Origin of the sequence: Nocardia sp. NPDC059154, assembly GCF_042755705.1 — a bacterium.
GTDB lineage: Bacteria > Actinomycetota > Actinomycetes > Mycobacteriales > Mycobacteriaceae > Nocardia.
In genome coordinates this window covers 65,099-80,938 of the sequence record NZ_JBHZCS010000032.1, presented here as the reverse complement: position 1 = coordinate 80,938, position 15,840 = coordinate 65,099, and the positions used below count along the sequence as shown (strand labels likewise).

General features: G+C 65.8%; 16 protein-coding genes and 2 pseudogenes. 10 read left to right on the top strand and 8 right to left on the bottom strand.

What is annotated here, in order from left to right; genetic code table 11:
• Window positions 1–23: 23 nt before the first annotated feature.
• From ACFXN1_RS26480 to ACFXN1_RS26470, 3 genes are read right to left on the bottom strand one after another with little or no spacing between them, the layout of a single operon-like run.
• Window positions 24–854: an alpha/beta fold hydrolase gene (locus ACFXN1_RS26480; RefSeq protein WP_379439103.1), complete on the bottom strand. Its 831-nt coding sequence runs from the start codon at window positions 852–854 to the stop codon at window positions 24–26.
• Window positions 851–1,789 carry a 3-carboxyethylcatechol 2,3-dioxygenase gene (locus tag ACFXN1_RS26475; protein ID WP_379399637.1) on the bottom strand — a complete coding sequence of 313 codons (939 nt, stop codon included), beginning with the start codon at window positions 1,787–1,789 and terminating at the stop codon, window positions 851–853. Before ACFXN1_RS26475 ends, ACFXN1_RS26480 begins: the two co-directional genes overlap by 4 nt.
• A gap of 26 nt (window positions 1,790–1,815) precedes the next feature.
• Entirely contained in the window at window positions 1,816–2,799 is a 984-nt protein-coding gene (locus tag ACFXN1_RS26470; RefSeq protein ID WP_379439105.1) for a zinc-binding dehydrogenase, read from the bottom strand.
• Between the two features lie 327 nt (window positions 2,800–3,126).
• On the opposite strand from ACFXN1_RS26470, the gene ACFXN1_RS26465 reads away from it, so the two are divergent.
• From ACFXN1_RS26465 to ACFXN1_RS26430, 8 genes are all read left to right on the top strand, one after another.
• On the top strand, window positions 3,127–4,299 hold the full coding sequence (locus ACFXN1_RS26465) for an SRPBCC family protein (protein WP_379439157.1): 1,173 nt from the start codon (window positions 3,127–3,129) through the stop codon (window positions 4,297–4,299).
• A complete protein-coding gene (locus ACFXN1_RS26460) occupies window positions 4,296–4,634 on the top strand; it encodes a non-heme iron oxygenase ferredoxin subunit (RefSeq protein WP_379399639.1) in 339 nt (112 codons plus the stop codon). Before ACFXN1_RS26465 ends, ACFXN1_RS26460 begins: the two co-directional genes overlap by 4 nt.
• Window positions 4,634–5,848, top strand: a complete 1,215-nt coding sequence (locus ACFXN1_RS26455) for an NAD(P)/FAD-dependent oxidoreductase (protein WP_379439106.1) — start codon at window positions 4,634–4,636, stop codon at window positions 5,846–5,848. The genes ACFXN1_RS26460 and ACFXN1_RS26455 overlap by 1 nt, the downstream gene beginning before the upstream one ends.
• Before the next feature lie 65 nt (window positions 5,849–5,913).
• Window positions 5,914–6,474, top strand: coding sequence for a 3-phenylpropionate/cinnamic acid dioxygenase subunit beta (locus tag ACFXN1_RS26450; RefSeq protein WP_379439159.1), 561 nt, complete (start codon window positions 5,914–5,916; stop codon window positions 6,472–6,474).
• 24 nt (window positions 6,475–6,498) lie between these two features.
• Window positions 6,499–7,383, top strand: a complete 885-nt coding sequence (locus tag ACFXN1_RS26445) for an alpha/beta fold hydrolase (protein WP_379439161.1) — start codon at window positions 6,499–6,501, stop codon at window positions 7,381–7,383.
• A complete protein-coding gene (gene hcaB, locus ACFXN1_RS26440) occupies window positions 7,380–8,213 on the top strand; it encodes a 3-(cis-5,6-dihydroxycyclohexa-1,3-dien-1-yl)propanoate dehydrogenase (protein WP_379439108.1) in 834 nt (277 codons plus the stop codon). The genes ACFXN1_RS26445 and hcaB overlap by 4 nt, the downstream gene beginning before the upstream one ends.
• Window positions 8,214–8,243: 30 nt before the next feature.
• Window positions 8,244–9,833 (top strand): AMP-binding protein, encoded by a 1,590-nt coding sequence (locus tag ACFXN1_RS26435; RefSeq protein ID WP_379439109.1) that lies wholly within the window; start codon window positions 8,244–8,246, stop codon window positions 9,831–9,833.
• A gap of 2 nt (window positions 9,834–9,835) precedes the next feature.
• Window positions 9,836–10,294 carry a hypothetical protein gene (locus tag ACFXN1_RS26430; protein WP_379439110.1) on the top strand — a complete coding sequence of 153 codons (459 nt, stop codon included), beginning with the start codon at window positions 9,836–9,838 and terminating at the stop codon, window positions 10,292–10,294.
• Between the two features lie 35 nt (window positions 10,295–10,329).
• Here the strand turns inward: ACFXN1_RS26430 and ACFXN1_RS26425 are convergent, their stop codons facing one another.
• Window positions 10,330–10,968 (bottom strand): helix-turn-helix domain-containing protein, encoded by a 639-nt coding sequence (locus ACFXN1_RS26425; RefSeq protein ID WP_379399644.1) that lies wholly within the window; start codon window positions 10,966–10,968, stop codon window positions 10,330–10,332.
• Between the two features lie 360 nt (window positions 10,969–11,328).
• Here ACFXN1_RS26425 and ACFXN1_RS26420 point away from each other — a divergent pair, with 360 nt between their 5' ends.
• Window positions 11,329–12,117 (top strand): IclR family transcriptional regulator, encoded by a 789-nt coding sequence (locus ACFXN1_RS26420; RefSeq protein WP_379439111.1) that lies wholly within the window; start codon window positions 11,329–11,331, stop codon window positions 12,115–12,117.
• A 309-nt stretch (window positions 12,118–12,426) separates the two neighbouring features.
• Here the strand turns inward: ACFXN1_RS26420 and ACFXN1_RS26415 are convergent, their stop codons facing one another.
• Window positions 12,427–12,591 carry an acyl-CoA dehydrogenase C-terminal domain-containing protein gene (locus ACFXN1_RS26415; RefSeq protein ID WP_379463691.1) on the bottom strand — a complete coding sequence of 55 codons (165 nt, stop codon included), beginning with the start codon at window positions 12,589–12,591 and terminating at the stop codon, window positions 12,427–12,429.
• A 7-nt stretch (window positions 12,592–12,598) separates the two neighbouring features.
• Window positions 12,599–12,831 (bottom strand): annotated as a pseudogene (locus ACFXN1_RS26410) (acyl-CoA dehydrogenase); the annotation flags it as partial.
• A 51-nt stretch (window positions 12,832–12,882) separates the two neighbouring features.
• Here ACFXN1_RS26410 and ACFXN1_RS26405 point away from each other — a divergent pair.
• Window positions 12,883–15,163 (top strand): annotated as a pseudogene (locus ACFXN1_RS26405) (protein kinase); the annotation flags it as partial.
• 38 nt (window positions 15,164–15,201) lie between these two features.
• Here the strand turns inward: ACFXN1_RS26405 and ACFXN1_RS26400 are convergent.
• Window positions 15,202–15,447: a hypothetical protein gene (locus tag ACFXN1_RS26400; RefSeq protein WP_379439112.1), complete on the bottom strand. Its 246-nt coding sequence runs from the start codon at window positions 15,445–15,447 to the stop codon at window positions 15,202–15,204.
• Window positions 15,441–15,782, bottom strand: a complete 342-nt coding sequence (locus ACFXN1_RS26395) for a hypothetical protein (RefSeq protein WP_379439114.1) — start codon at window positions 15,780–15,782, stop codon at window positions 15,441–15,443. Before ACFXN1_RS26395 ends, ACFXN1_RS26400 begins: the two co-directional genes overlap by 7 nt.
• Window positions 15,783–15,840: the final 58 nt, after the last annotated feature.

Here is a 15,840-nt window from a genome sequence, read left to right as displayed (position 1 = left end):
CCTTCTGATAGCTGCCACGCCGATCATGCCCGGGCACGGTCGTGCCGATCAGTGGCGCGTTCCGCTGGACGGAACGAGGCTTCCTGCGACCCAATCGAATTCGCGAGGTGGGTGTCGACCAAGGTGTTGAACTCCAGCGGCTTCTCGATGTTCGCCAGGTGCCCGCAGCCTCTGATGAGCCGGAGTTCGGAATCGGACACGAGCGCGTGCATCTCCCGCACCAGTGCGGGCGGGGTGACATGGTCGAGTTCTCCGGCCAGGATCAGCGTCGGCGCGGTGATACGCGGCAACAGCGCACCGGCGTCGTGGGTGGCGAGTGCATCGCAACAGGCCGCGTAGCCCAGCGGGTCCATGGTCGCGAGCATCAGCAGCGATGCCGCGTAGGCCTCCGGCTCCCGCAGGTCGAAGCCGGGGGCGAAGCGGCGCAGCGCGGTGCGCTGTAGCACGCCGGTCAGCCCACGCTTTCGGACCTCCTCGGCCCTGTCATGCCAGAACTCCGCCGTGTAGCGTGGTGCGGCGCAGGCGATTACGACCGATTCGATGCGATCGGGGTGACTTCCCGCAAGGGACTGCACGACCGCACCACCGAACGACAAACCTACTACCGAGAACCGAGCGACACCCAGCGCGTCCATGAGCCGAAGTACCTGGGCTGCGAACCCCGGCACCGTGCACGGCGTTTGCGGCACCGGAGTGCCTCCGTGCCCCGGCAGGTCGACCGCGATGGTGCGATATCGCCTGCCGAGCTCTTCGATCTGTGCGTCCCACATTGTCAGCGTGGTGCCGAGCGAGCCGATGAACACCACGGCGGGCGCACTGCGCAGGCCGTTGTCGGTGTAGTGCGGATACCTCATTGCCGGAGCGCCGTGGTGACGGAGAACCCGGCGATCCAGGCCGGGATCGCTTCGTAGAAGCGGTATTTCAGATCGAAAGGACCGCCCGCTGCGAGCGAAGCGTAGGCGGCCAGCCAGGTGCGCACCTCATGGGCGGAACCGCCGCCCTGCTCGCCCATCCAGTCCACCGGCCAGGAAGCGAACTCGCCGAGGCGGTTCTGCTCCAGCAAGTCCAGTAGCCGGTTGTCCCATTCGGGGTTGATGGGGGTCATCGTGCTGGTTCCGGCGACATAGTCGCGGCCGGCCTGTACGACCCGCTGTTCGCCCTTGGCACGTTGTTCGGGGGTCGGTGCGTGGCCTTCGATCAGCGCGTCGGCGACCCGCGGCGGCGCGCCGTCCAGCACCGGCACCGGCGGATCGTGCGAGAGCCCGCCGGAGGCGAGATACAGGACGCGCAAATCCAATTCGCCGGCGGCCTGGCCGATCGCGGTGCCCAGTGCGTGGACTCGGCTCATCGGTCCCAGCGGAGTGGCGACACCGTTGACGAACACCGGCACCACCGGTACTCGGTCGATGCCGCCGAAAAGGGTTTCGAGCGGCTGCGCGAACCCGTGATCGACGATCATCCGGGCCGAGATGGTCAGATCGACGCCGCGGTCGAGCACGCCCTTCGCGATCAATTTCGCCGCACCCGTGTCAACCGAGAGCTGACCCGCCGCCGAGTCGAAATCGCCGACCGCGTGTGCCTCGGTGGCCAGACAGAACGGCGGCATCTCCTTGTAGAAGAAGCCGTTGTAGTGGTCGGGGGCGTACAACACGACCAGCTCCGGGTCGAAGTCGCGAATGAATTCTTTCGCGGCGGACACGGCCTGGTCCACCCGGGCCAGTACGTCCGGAGCCGGATCGTTCTTGCCGATGAGCGGTGAGTGGGACAGTCCCACGGCTGCTGCAGTCATATCGATTCCTCGAGCTGGGTCGGATGTCAATGCGAGACGCCGGGCGGATGGATGACGAGCTTGCCCGTGAGATCGCCGTCGATCATCAGCTGGAAGCCTTTGTGAATGTCGCTGAGCGGCAATGTTCGATCGATTACGGGCCGCACGCCGGTGGATCCCATCATGCGCAGCATTCCCTCCAGCTCGGCGCGGGTGCAGCCGGTGGAACCGAGAATCCGTTGCTGCAGATAGAACACGCGGGTCAGATCGGCGGGTGGGTTGGCACCACTGGTCGCTCCGGCGACGACGATGGCGCCACCCGGTCGCAGCGACTTCAGGGAGTGTTCCCACGTTGCCGCGCCGACAGTTTCGATGACCACATCGACCTTCTCGGGCAGCCGCTGACCGGTGGGAACGGCGGCGTGGGCACCCCATGCGAGCGCCTCGGCGCGTTTGCTCTCGCTGCGGCTGGTCGCGTACACCACGGCGCCGGCAGCGGCGGCGAGTTTGATGGCCGCCGAGGCGACTCCTCCACCCGCCCCCTGGACGAGCACGCGATCGCCGGGTCGAATTCCCGCCTTGGTGAACAACATCCGGTACGCGGTGGTCCACGCGACCGGCAGACAGGCCGCCTCATCGAAGGACAACCATGTCGGTTTGGGCACCAGATTCCGATTGGGCACGGCCAGGTATTCGGCGAAGGTGCCGTCGTAGAGTTCGGACATCAACGCGCGGTTCGGATCCAGGGTCTCGTCCCCGCTACCGGCGTCCGGGTCCGCGATCACCGGATGGACGATGACTGCATTGCCGTCGGCGTCGTAACCCGCAGCATCGCAGCCCAATACGATCGGCAGTCGTTCCGGCGGATGACCGACGCCACGCAGCGTCCACAGGTCGTGCATGTTCAACGAAGCCGCCACCACCCGGACCAGAGTCCAACCAGGTGGCGGCAGCGGGATGGCGATATCGCGCACGACGAGACCCGACAACGGGTCGGTGGCGCTCTGGGCGATGGCCTGTGCAGCGAGCATGTGGCCACACTCGCTGTTCGGATCCCCGCCGCCCTAGTCCGCGTGCCGCCCTGCGGAACACCGCGCGGATCTCGCGTGGGGCGTGCCGTCCTGCGGAACATGCGGTGGAGTCAGCGGTTTCCGCCGGGTTCGCTGAAGACCATGACCTCCACCATCGAACCCGCGACCGGTTGCGAGACCGCCACCGCCACCCCGTGCGGCGCGCTGCGGCGGCCGGTCGAGCTGGCCCGCACTATCGATGTCTCCGGGCTGGTCGATTCCGAGGGCGGCCTGCTGGACCGGGCCATCTTCACCGACGAGCAGCTCTACCGCCAGGAGCTGCGACGGGTGTTCGCCCCGAGCTGGCTGTTCCTGGCGCACACCGACCAATTCCACAAGCCCGGGGATTTCTTCACCACCTACATGGGCGAGGACCCGGTCATCGTCACCATGGACAAGAACCGGAACATCCGGGCCTACCTGAACTCCTGCCGCCATCGCGGCGCGCGGGTGTGCCGGGCGGATGTCGGGGCGACCCGGAATTTCACCTGCACCTATCACGGGTGGGCCTACGACCTGGACGGCAAGCTCGTCTCGATCCCGAACAAGGACGGCTATCCGGCCTCGTTCGACACCGCGGACTGGGGCCTGGTCGAGGTGCCGCACGTGCAGAACTATCGCGGGCTGATCTTCGGGACCTGGAATCCGGAACCCGTCTCGCTGCGCGAATACCTCGGCGACATGGCCTGGTACATGGACGCCATGCTGGACCACGACCCGGAGGGAACGGTGGTCGTCGGTGGCGTGCACAAGTGGGTACTGGACGGCAACTGGAAGCTGGCGGCCGAACAGTTCGCCACCGACTGGTACCACGTGAACATGAGCCACGCGTCGGCACTGATGGTGTTGTCGCCCAGCAAGAATCCGAAGAACGAGATCGTGCACCGCAGTGGCCGACAGTACCTGGACCCCAATGGCCACGGCGCGGGATTTCCGGTGCATCCGAAGAATCGGTTCAACGCGCAGAAGGTCCACGAGTGGACCGACTACGAAGCGCTGCGCGAGCGTCTCGGCGACGCCCGCGTCGAGGGACCGCTCACCGACGGCCACGCCACCGTCTTCCCCAATTTCTCGTATCTACCGGTGATCGGCACCATCCGGGTCTGGCACCCGAAGGGCCCCGACCGCATGGAGGTGTGGGCGTGGACCGTGGTGGACAAGTCGATGCCGCCGGAAGTCCGTGAGGCACAACGCCTGTACAACCTGCGCACCTTCGGCCCCAGCGGCATCTTCGAGCAGGACGACGGCGAGAACTGGAGCGAGGTGCAGCACATCTCGAATGGCTTCATCACCAACCGGGTGCCACTGAACTACCAGATGGGCATGGGTTCCGAGGGTGAGGACGGCCGCTACCCCGGCACCACCAGTGAGCTCTACAGCGATGCCGCCGGGCGCGCCTTCTACGGCCGCTGGCGCGATCTGATGAACACACCGGCCTGGCATGAAAAGGAAAAACGATGAGCAGCACGGGAATCCGGGTAGCGGCACTAGACGACATCCCGGTCGGCGAGGGTATCGCGATCGACAAGGTCGTCGCCGGCACCGACGACGACATCGCGCTGCTGCGCGACGACGACGGCAGCGTCTACGCGTTGAACGACACCTGTACCCATGAGGTCGCCTCGCTCGCCGAGGGCTGGGTCGAGGGCGGATACGTCGAATGCCCGATGCACTCGAGCAAGTTCTGCCTGAAAAGCGGTGAGGTCCAGTGCCTTCCGGCCACGGAGAACGCCCGTCCGCATCGGCTGGAAGTCCGCGACGGCGAGGTCTACCTGTTCCCGAACGAGGCACCGTGATGGTCGGAAACGTTGTGATCGTCGGCGGCGGAATCGCCGGCGTCAGCACCGCCGCCGCGCTGCGGGCGGGTGGCTTCGTCGGCGATGTCACTCTCGTCGACGCCGGGGAGTTTCCCTACGACCGCCCACCGCTGTCGAAGGAGTTCCTCGAAGGCCGCAAGACGCTCGCTGACATCGCGCTGCAGCCGCCGCGATGGTACGACGACAATAAGATTCGCCTGATCACACGGACGAGCGTCACGGCGCTTCACACCGGCCTGGGCAGTGTCGAACTCTCCGACGGCACAACGCTTTCCACCGATCGCGTGGTGCTGGCCACCGGCGGCCGGGCCGCGCGGCCGCCGATCCCGGGCAGCGATAGCTCACGGGTGCACGTGCTGCGCACCGCTGAGGATGCCGACCGGCTGCGAGCCGCCCTGGTCCCCGGGGCGCGCGTGCTGGTCGTCGGCGCCGGACTCATCGGTGCCGAAGTCGCGTCCACCGCAGTCGATCTCGGCTCCGATGTCGTCTTGGTCGACCCGGTCCGGCCGCCGCTGACGACTGCGGTCGGCTCCGAGCTCGCCGTCTGGCTGCACATGCTGCATACCCACCGCGGCGTCATCACCCTCCAAGCTGGAGTGGAGTCGTTGCGCGACACCGTGTTCGGCATCGAGGCGCGGCTCACGGGTGTAGATCTCTCCCGCACCTTCGATGTGGCCGTCCTCGGCGTCGGCATGGTCCCGGAAACCGGTTTGGCCGCGGCGGCCGGTCTGGAAGTGGATCGGGGCATCATCGTGGACCACCGCCAAATGACCTCCAATCCGGCCGTCCTCGCGGTCGGCGATCCGGCCCGCACTCGGCGCAACGGTGTGCTGCTACCCCGCACCGAGCACTGGGAGGCCGCTCAGCACGACGGGCAGCGGGCTGCCGCAACCATTCTCGGTACCGCTGCGCCCGCCGACACCGCGCCTTGGTTCTGGACCGATCGGCATCACCGGCACGTCGAGGTGGTGGGCGAGATGGCCGCCGCCGAGGACATCGTGCTGCGCGGCTCCCCCGGCTCGGCGTCGTTCTCGGCCTTCGGGCTGCGGGATGGCCGGGTCGTGGCAGCGGTCGGCATCGACAACTCCACCGCCGTGCGCGCCGCTCGCCGCCTCATCGACCGCGGCATCGCAGTCGACGGCGACCGGCTCGCCGACCCCTCGACCGACCTCCGCAAGCTGCTGCGCGGCTGACGTGCCGCCGTGCGGCACAACCACTGTGGCGCTGCCCGTAGAAGGGATGGAATGAGACCGTGAGCATCACGACAGCGCAGTTGGCGGCCGGCTCGAAGGCCGACCGCGAGATTCACTTCGAGGTCGAGCAGTTCTACTACGAAGAGGCCGAACTGCTCGACGACGGACGCTTCACCGACTGGCTGGACCTGCTCGACGACGACCTGGACTACTGGATGCCGACCCGCACCAACCGGTTGCGCCGCCAGCAATCGCTGTCGATCGCGTCCCGCGGCGAGGCGGCCTACTACGAAGAGACCAAGGAGAGTCTCACCTGGCGCATCCGGCGCTTCGACTCCGGGATGGCCTGGGCCGAGGACCCGCCCTCCCGCACCCGCCACCTCGTCACCAATGTGGTTGTGCACCATGCAGATCCGGCCGATCAACCGGGCTTCACGGCCGACGACCTGCTGGTGCGATCGGCATTCCTGGTCTACCGCAACCGCCTCGAACGCGAAGAGAACGTCTTCGCCGGGCAGCGCACCGATGTGCTGCGCCGCAGTGGCGGCCGGCTGCGGGTCGCCCGCCGCGCCATCCTGCTGGATCAGAACATCCTGCAGGCCAAGAACATCTCGACCTTCTTCTGACCAACCGAAGGGACGACCGTGTCCGTGTCCGAACTCGATTTCGCCCTGCAACAGCGCGACATTCAGCTGACGCACCACACCGTGGCCACCACTCTCGGCCCTATCGCCGTGGCCGAAGCCGGGCGCGGCCCGGTTCTGGTCATGCTGCACGGCGGCGGCCCCGGCGCCTCCGGGGTGAGCAACTATCACCAGAACCTGGCCGCCCTTACCCGGCGATTCCGGGTGATCCTGCCCGACCAGCCCGGCTTCGGCGGCAGCTACCGGCCCACCGAGGCCGACCTCGATGCCCGTTCCATCACCGAGATCACTGTCGACGCCCTGTTCCAGGCACTCGACACGCTGGATATCGACAGCTTCCATCTGCTGGGCAACAGCCTCGGCGGGGCCGCGGCGCTTGCGATGGCGCAAACCCAGCCGGACCGGATCACCGGTCTGGTGCTCATGGCACCCGGCGGCGGATGGCTCCCATTCGGCCCCACGCCCACCGAGGGCCAGAAAGAGATGTTCCGCTACTACAACGGCGGCGGGCCCAGCGTGAAGAAGATGGCCAACTTCATCCGCACCATGGTCTTCGACCACAAACAGTTCGGCGAGGACGTCGTCAAGGCCCGCTACGAGGCATCCCTCGACGAGAGCCATATCGAGTTCTACCACCGCTACAACGCTGCCTTCGCCAAACGGCACGGCATGGACCCGCTCTGGCGCGACCTGCACAAGATCAAGGCACCCACGCTGCTGCTGTGGGGCCGCGACGACCGCACCATCACCCTGGACGGCGCCCAGCTCATGCTCAAGAACATCCGCAACGTGCAGATGCACATCTTCGGCAATTGCGGGCACTGGGTCCAACTGGAGCGTGCGCGCGAATTCGAGCGCCTGGTCGGCGATTTCCTGGCGGAGCTGTCATGAGCGGCTGGCTGGACGGGTACGTCGCACTGATCACCGGCGGCGGCTCAGGAATCGGACGGGCGGTCGCCGAACGATTCGTCGCCGAAGGCGCGAACGTGGCCATTCTCGGACGCGACCGCAACAAGCTGGACGAAGTCGTAGGAGCCTGTCCTGACCAGTCCCGCATGCTCGCCTTCGAGGCCGACGTGCGCGATTCCGCTCAGATGCACGCTGCGGTCGCCGAAACCGTCTCCCACTTCGGCAAACTCGACACGCTGGTCGCGAACGCCGGCATCTGGGACTACCAGCGCCAACTCACCCGCCTCAACGGCAAGGAACTCTCCGACACCTTCGACGAGCTGTTCTCGGTCAATGTGAAGGGATACTTCCTCGCTGCCGAGGCAGCTTGGCGCGAACTGGTGAAAACCCGGGGCAGCATCGTGATGACGCTGTCGAACGCCTCCTTCTACGTCAACGGCGGCGGACCGGTCTACACCGCGAGCAAACACGCCTGCCTCGGGTTGATGCGCGAACTCGCCTATGAGCTCGCACCCAAGGTCCGCGTGAACGGCGTCGCCTGCGGCGGCATGAACACCGACCTGCGCGGCCCTGAATCGCTGTCGCTGCAAGAACGTTCACTGGCCGCGTCGTTCGCCAAGCGCAGCCCCGACGCTCCCCCGCCGCCGATCCCGCTGCACGACTCCAGCACCGACCCTCGCGATTTCACCGGGTCCTACGTGCTGCTCGCTTCGCGGGAACAGAGCGGACCGATTACCGGACAAGCGATTTCGGTCGACGGCGGCATCGGTGTCCGTGGCTTCGCCACCGCCGCCGGCGGTGACCACCTGTAATTCGCTCGACGACGAGCACAAGGAGACCCGATGAGCACCGTGGCGCATCCGACCACAACGGTGAATATCAACCCGGCCACCGCAATCAGCACGCTCGCCGGATTTCAGCCCGACAGCACGGTGATCCGCTATGCCGGAGGCGATCTCACCTACAGCCAGCTCGACTGCAAAGCCGCCCGCGTGGCCGTTCTCCTGACAGCCCGCGGCATCACCACCGGTGATCGTGTCGCGTACCTGGGGTTGAACAGCTCTGGCTACCTCGTCACGATGCTGGCCACGTTCCGGCTCGGGGCAATCTTCGTTCCGGTGAACTTCCGGCTGGCCGGACCCGAGCTGCGGGCCGTGCTGTCCGGCAGTGGAGCCTCGGCCATCGTGTGCGAGCCAGGGCACCGCGCCGCGGTGGAAGCCGTGCGCGAGTACACCGAGCTGCGCCACTTTCTGCTCATCGACGATGACCCACAGGTGACGAACGAGGCCGAAGCGCCGGGGTATTGGGAACCTTGGGCACCCCTCATCGAAGCCGCGGGGGCTACGCCCGCTGTCTCCGCCATCCCCCGAGGATTCGACGATCCGGCCATCCTCATGTTCACCTCCGGGACAACGGGGCTCCCCAAAGGCGTTGTCCTCACCCACGGCAACATCTGGTGGAACGCTGTCAATGTGGACAGCCGCCTGGACACTCGACGTGGCGACATCACCCACGCGGTGGCTCCGCTCTTCCATATCGGTGGAGTCAACGCGCTGGCACTGCGCACTATTGTCCGTGGCGGCACCCTCATCGTCCGTCGCAGCTTCGATCCGGCCGCCTTCCTTGGCGATCTCGTTTCGCATCAGGTGAATTCGTTCTTCGCGGTTCCAGCAATGCTGTCCGCCCTGGCAAGAGTTCCCGGCTGTTTCGAGACCGAGCTGCCACACCTGCGCACCGTAGTGGTCGCCGGAGCACCGGTCGCACCGACACTGATCCGGCGCTTTGCCCAGCACGGCATTCGGCTCCAGCAGGCGTGGGGGCTGACCGAAACCGCGCCTTTCGCCACCCATCTGCCCGTCGAGCGCACCCTCGACAAACTCGGATCCGCAGGAATCCCCATGCCGTACACCGAAGTTCGGGTTGTCGACCCGAACCGGAACACGCAGGTCGCGCCCGGCGTCACCGGTGAGGTGGTGGTCCGTGGCCCCAATGTCACGCCCGGTTATTGGAACAATCCCGACGCCACTGCTGCGGCCTTCGACGATGCAGGTTGGTTCCATTCGGGCGATATCGGTTACCTCGACCAGGACGGCTACCTCTTCATCGTCGACCGCCTGAAAGACATGATCATCACCGGCGGTGAGAATGTCTATCCCGCCGAAGTCGAACGCGCCCTTGCCGATCTGCCGGGGCTGGTCGACGTTGCCGTGGTGGGCGCCCCCGACGAGCAGTGGGGTGAAACGGTAGTCGCGATCGCCAGCCTCGCAGAGGGTGCCCGCCTCACCATTGAGGACGTACGCGAGTACGCGGCAGAACAGCTAGCGCGCTACAAGTTGCCGCGCCGACTCAAACTCGTACCGTCCGTGCCGCGGAATGCCTCCGGCAAGCTCGACAAGATCGCCATACGGCGGCTCGCCACGGAAGGGCCCTGATCATGTCGGTCCCGCCGATCTTCATGCCGGTCCTCCCCGAACCGTGGACCGTCGATCTCCGATCCCGTTCCCGGACAACGGTTGTGCTCGATGTCCGCCGCCCCGTCGACGGCGGCGTCACGGTCGAACTCGAGCGCTGCGCATCCGGCCGCCTGCGCCATACCTATCCCGTCAACAGCCACGATGTCGAAGCGCGCGTCACCGGCACGCTACCGGGACCGCTGCTGGCCGACCTGCTGGGCGCGCTCCTCGCGGCCGTCGAGGCCGCCGACCCCAACAGCCGTCGTCTGGTCTTCGCAGCATCCGCGGATGACCACAGCGCCATCGCCGCCGCCGAGTCGGTCGGATTTCGGTATGTCGTCGACGTGGACCTGCCCGACGACGAGCTGAGCCTGCTGGTCGCCGAGCCGAACTGGGTCACCGCGGTGGATATGGATCTCGACCATGTCCCCGGAACCTGATTGACGCACAACACCTTCGCGCCCAGGTTGACAGCTCAGCTCGCAGTCTCGGTCACCGTCGGAGTCCCGCCGCTCCGGATCACAGTCGGCCCGAACTGACGCACCTGCGGCACCGTGGTAACCACATGCGCGACGACCCGCTCGGTCAGGCAGACGTGCCGATGCGGCACATCACCCGGGAACCGTACGAAATCACCCGCCGCCAGATCGACAGGCTCGCTGAGCGGGCCCGTACGCAGTCGTCCTGTCACAACGTAGACGTGGTGCAGCGTGCCAGGAGCATGCGGTTCGATGACAACGGGTTCCGGTCCGGTGCGTTCCAGGCGCAGCATCAGCGTGCGGACGTGACCCGAACCGTAGGTCTCGTCGAGCAGCCGTTCCGACCAGTGGGCACCCTCCGTCCACTCGCCATCGGCGGCCCGCTGCACGTAGACGGGCGTACCCCATTCGGTGAGCAACCGCCGGGCCGGCACATCCAAAGCGGTCCCCAATTGCGACAGCGTCTCGACGGTCGGATTGCCTACACCCTGTTCGATCTTCGACAGGGTCTGTTTGGACAGTCCCGATCGACGCGCCAGATCTCCCAGCGACATTGCCCGCTCGAGCCGATACCGGCGGACGTTGCGCGCCACCAGCTCGTTTTCATCGAGCCGCCCGTCACTTTTGATATGCATATCGTCATTGTTGACGAACAGGCCGCGAAATGCACCCTACGTATCGACAGCCGGTACGCCCGACTCCCGGTCACCGGGGCGGATCGTCGGAACTCGGCCATCGACGTCCGGCACCAACGCCCCGGATACGGGGATACCACTTCCGTCCGGAGTGTCGGACGGCCATGCCGGACGCGGCAGTCTCACACAACATGCCAAAGGCAAGCGCAGCAGCAACCCCAGCTAACAGCCCTGGGTGTCACTTATAATTGACTGGTCGTCACTGTTGACGAACGGCTCGCAGGTTTGCATGATTGTCACATAGAAGTGCCGAAGCGGTGTACTGAAGTTGACACCACAGCATGAGCAAGAGGAACCAGCATGACCACGTCAATTGCCGAACCGGTCCGCGACGACCGCGCCGCCGTCGACAAGGCCATCAGCTTGCTGGTCGCCTTCGGCGACCAGGCCAGCAGCGGCTTGGGCGTCAGCGAACTCGCACGACGCGCCCAACTGAGCAAGTCGACCGCATTTCGCGTGCTCGGGATGCTCGAACGCAACGGTGTTGTCGAACGCATGGGCACTGGCTACCGCCTCGGTGCCCGATTGCATCAGCTGGGTCAGGCGGTGTACTCACCCGAGCACGAACGCGTCCGAGATCTGCTGCTGCCCTTCCTCACCGATCTCTACGAAACAACGCGGCATACAGTGCATTTGGCCGCGCTACACAGCACCGACGTGGTGTACCTCGCCAAGCTGTACGGCCACCGCACGATTCCGGCACCCTCCCGAATCGGTGGTCGACTCCCGGCCCACTGCACCGCGGTAGGCAAGGTCCTGCTCGCCTACCATTCCCAGACCGCCACCGAGGTCTTTGCCTCCCCACTGCAAGCAATCACCCCGCACACTATCGTCGACCCAGCTCAGCTGGCCAGCGAACTGACCACCATCAGGCGCAATGGTGTGGCCTACGACAACCAGGAAAGCCGACTCGGGCTGTCCTGCATCGCTGTGCCGGTCTTCGATGGCCGTGGCCGCGCCATCGCAGCACTCTCGGTGGCCGGACCCCACGGCCACCTCGAAGCCCGCCGCCTCGAGACCACCCTCCGCCAGGTCTGCGCCTCAGCGACGAACACCCTCGGACGCGCGCAGCTGCCCCGGACGGCATAACGCACGGGACCAGGCAATCCTGCGCGGCGGCAGAATCTTCGAACCGTGCGTGCGACATCCGCGACACTTGAACCCCCGGGGCCCGTGTGAGGAGGTCCTGCTCATTCGGGCGAGCGAAGTCAAAGCCGGTGGTAACAGTGATTTCGGGGGATCTCGCTGCAGCCGGGCCGGCGAGATGATCTGATCGCAGATCAGCTCCAGGTGATCCGCGCCGAGGTCCGGCATACAGCTAACACCAACCACCACAACGAATTACATGACAGGACCGAGGCGATCACCAACGAAATGCGGGCTGGTGCCGCGTCGACGTCAGAATGCCGCCTCGCCGAGATCCATCACGCCGAGGTCGATATCGGTGATGACTGTGCGCACCGCGCTGAGTTGAGGGAGTACATTCTTGGCGAAAAACGATGCGGCAGCGACCTTTCCTTCGTAGAACGAGGTGCTGCCCGATGCGGTACAGCTCGGCCGAATCCTGTTGCGCAGCGGAGCGGAAGCCGGTGAGGGTCGCGAGGTACAGCGCGCACAGGCCCTCGGCGTATGCCTTCTGCAGCATCAGGCTGCGACGCACATCGGGATGGTGCGTGATCGTCACCGGGGGCGCCTGCTTGTCGGTCATCCTCGTCAGATCGCTGCCTGCACGCGGGTCTTCGCATAGGCGAGCGCGTTGAGGTAGCCGGTCGACAATGTGGCAATCGCCTTGGTCCGGACGAGAGCCGACGGGGATATTCTGGCTGGTGCCCGCTGGTAGATCACGAGTAACCGATGGTCGAGAACGATCCCTGTAAGACCCAGCGTGATGTCGGCGTCGATGTCATCACGGAGCTGAGAACTGCCGGTTTCGAGGACGCGGTGGAGATCGGGCGGGGCGGGTTCGGAGCGGTGTACCGGTGTCGCCAGGTCGGTGTGGATCGCACGGTGGCGGTGAAGGTGCTGACCGAGGAATTCGACGAGAACCGTGAGCGGTTCCTGCGCGAGCAGCGAGCGATGGGGCGGTTGACCGGACACCCGAACATCGTCGACATGCTGGAGGTCGGTACCACCGGCAGCGGTCACCCCTACCTGGTGATGCCGTACCACTCGTTCGGCTCGCTCCAGACGCGCATTCAACGCGACGGCCCGCTGCCGCTGCCGGAGGTCCTGCACCTCGGGGTGAAGATCGCCGGTGCGCTCGAAACGTGCGCATCGCACCGGCGTTCTGCACCGCGATATCAAGCCGGGAAACATTCTGCTGACCGACTACGGTGAGCCGGCCTTGACGGATTTCGGGATCGCTCACATCACCGGCGGTTTCGAGACCACGACCGGCACGATCACCGCTTCTCCGGCTTTCACCGCACCCGAGGTGCTCAGTGGGGAAGCTCCGAGCCGGGCCTCGGATGTCTACGGGCTGGGAGCCACATTGTTCTGCGCGCTGACCGGTCATGCGGCCTTCGAGCGCCGCAGCGGTGAACAGGTGGTCGCTCAATTCCTGCGCATCACCCAGCAGCCGATTCCGGATCTGCGCGACAACGACATTCCCGAGGACGCGTGCACGCTGATCGAGGGTGCGATGGCGCGCAATCCGCTCGACCGTCCCACCGCCGCGGAGTTGGGAGACCAACTCCGGGAGCTCCAGCGCCGGTACGGTTTCCTGGTCGACCGCATGCCCCTGCGGGCCGAACCTGGAGCCGAGTCCTCATCGGTGGCGACGCCGGCGGACACGGCAGCGAACGGCGTCGGGAATCTGCCGCTCGAATTGACCAGTTTCGTGGATCGCCGCATCCAGGTGACCGAGGTCAAGAACCTGCTCGCCGGTTCACGTCTGGTGACGCTGACCGGGATCGGCGGGGTCGGTAAGTCGCGGCTGGCACTGCGCGTCGCACACAAGGTGACGGGAGATTTCACCGACGGCGTGTGGCTGGTCGAGCTGGGCGATATGCGGGATCCGGCACTACTGGTCGACATCGTCGCCACTGCGCTGGGCCGCCGCAGCAGAGGGGGCAGACCGATGCTCGACGTGCTGGTCGGATATCTGTCCACCCGCAACCTGCTGGTGGTGCTGGACAACTGCGAGCAGGTGATCGACGCGGTCACGACACTGACCGAGTCGCTGCTGAGAGCCTGTCCGCACCTGCGGATACTGGCGACCAGCCGCGAGGCTCTCAATGTCAGCGGAGAATCGGTGCTCACGGTGCCCCCGTTGACAATTCCCGATCCAGCGATCAAGTCGGCATCGAGAGTTGCTCGTGAAGACGCCGTGGCCTTGTTCGCCGAACGAGCCGCCGCGGTGGTGCCCGGCTTCGAAGTCGACGACGACAACAGAGCCTGCGTGGCCCGGATCTGTGCTCGCCTGGACGGGCTCCCGCTGGCGATCGAACTTGCGGCGGCCCGGCTGCGGACGATGTCGCTCGACCAGATTCTGACCCGGCTCGACGACCGCTATGGTCTGCTGACTCGCGGACGTCGCGGCGCCCCGATGCGGCAGCAGACCCTGGCCTGGTGCATCGGCTGGAGCTATGACCTGTGCACGCCGGACGAACAACGGTTGTGGACCCGATTATCGGTCTTCGCAGGCGGTTTCGAGCTCGACGCCGCCGAGCAGATATGCGGTGGCGACCTGACTCAGTCGGAGTTGCTCGACTCCTTGTCCGCTCTGGTCGACAAGTCGATTCTGATCCGTGAGGAAGTCGATCGAACTGTCCGCTTCCGGATGCTCGAGACCGTCCAGGAATACGGTAGGCAGCAGGCCGAGGACCGCGGCGAATATGTGGATTCCTCTCGGCGACACCAGGATTGGTGTCTTCGGCTGACGCTGCAAGCGGAGCTGGAATGGATCGGACCGCATCAGCTGCAGTGGGTTGCCAGACTGGACCGAGAGCTGCCGAATCTCCGCAAGGCACTGGAATTCGCATTGTCCGAGGCGGACGAAGCGGCGTTGCGGATGACCACCGCCCTCTTCCCGTTCTGGATTATGCGCGGACGGCTCAGCGAGGGTCGCCGCTGGTCTGATCGTGCACTCACCCACACGACCGGAGCGCAGACCATTGATCAGGCCAAGGCGATCGCGACGTGGGCGGCCGAGCAGCCCGACTCCTGAATCCGTTACCACCCAACAGGTTGCGGATCGCGGAACAATCGCTCATTCGGCAGGCGCGTTTCCGGCAGCGATTCCTCGATCTCCTGCATGATCAATTCGATTGCACACCAACACTTTCGGCGACAATCATGAATCAAGTTCTGCGCGGCATCCAAGGTTGCCCGGTAGTCGAACACCGTTCCGCCCAACCAGATCCGCAAGTGCACATCGCCCTGGGCCAGGAACCGGGCTTGCTCGGCGAGGGTCAGCATCGAACATCTCCGGTCGTGGTGCGGCCAGGAGGGCGCCACGCCGACGTCAACGCGTCCGACAGCCTCTGCTTGAACCACCGCTCCTCCGAGCTGTCGGATCGCCGGGTCCACAGCCCTTCCTCGAGCAGCGTCATGAACCGCCGCCGGTCGACACCGAAGGTCACGAACAGATCGCCCGCACTCGCACCGCCGTACGGCGCCCACCGGATCGCGAATTCGATCACCGACCTGGTCTCCGGTTCGATCGATCTGCCGGATGCGAGAAACTCCAGCTGACTCAGCGCCGAGCGGACCCAGAATGCGTCGCGACCTCGCTGTTGATTCCGTCCGTCCATGATGTTCCCGAGCGGTAGTGGCTGACCTGTCCTCCACCACCTTCTTCGGGAACAGCCG

Excerpts from the sequence above, each read along its gene's own strand:
- ACFXN1_RS26480 (WP_379439103.1), bottom strand. The coding sequence starts at position 854 with ATGAGGTATCCGCACTACACCGACAACGGCCTGCGCAGTGCGCCCGCC.
- ACFXN1_RS26475 (WP_379399637.1), bottom strand. The coding sequence starts at position 1,789 with ATGACTGCAGCAGCCGTGGGACTGTCCCACTCACCGCTCATCGGCAAG.
- ACFXN1_RS26470 (WP_379439105.1), bottom strand. The coding sequence starts at position 2,799 with ATGCTCGCTGCACAGGCCATCGCCCAGAGCGCCACCGACCCGTTGTCG.
- ACFXN1_RS26460 (WP_379399639.1), top strand. The coding sequence starts at position 4,296 with ATGAGCAGCACGGGAATCCGGGTAGCGGCACTAGACGACATCCCGGTC.
- ACFXN1_RS26455 (WP_379439106.1), top strand. The coding sequence starts at position 4,634 with ATGGTCGGAAACGTTGTGATCGTCGGCGGCGGAATCGCCGGCGTCAGC.
- hcaB (WP_379439108.1), top strand. The coding sequence starts at position 7,380 with ATGAGCGGCTGGCTGGACGGGTACGTCGCACTGATCACCGGCGGCGGC.
- ACFXN1_RS26435 (WP_379439109.1), top strand. The coding sequence starts at position 8,244 with ATGAGCACCGTGGCGCATCCGACCACAACGGTGAATATCAACCCGGCC.
- ACFXN1_RS26430 (WP_379439110.1), top strand. The coding sequence starts at position 9,836 with ATGTCGGTCCCGCCGATCTTCATGCCGGTCCTCCCCGAACCGTGGACC.
- ACFXN1_RS26425 (WP_379399644.1), bottom strand. The coding sequence starts at position 10,968 with ATGCATATCAAAAGTGACGGGCGGCTCGATGAAAACGAGCTGGTGGCG.
- ACFXN1_RS26420 (WP_379439111.1), top strand. The coding sequence starts at position 11,329 with ATGACCACGTCAATTGCCGAACCGGTCCGCGACGACCGCGCCGCCGTC.
- ACFXN1_RS26400 (WP_379439112.1), bottom strand. The coding sequence starts at position 15,447 with ATGCTGACCCTCGCCGAGCAAGCCCGGTTCCTGGCCCAGGGCGATGTG.
- ACFXN1_RS26395 (WP_379439114.1), bottom strand. The coding sequence starts at position 15,782 with ATGGACGGACGGAATCAACAGCGAGGTCGCGACGCATTCTGGGTCCGC.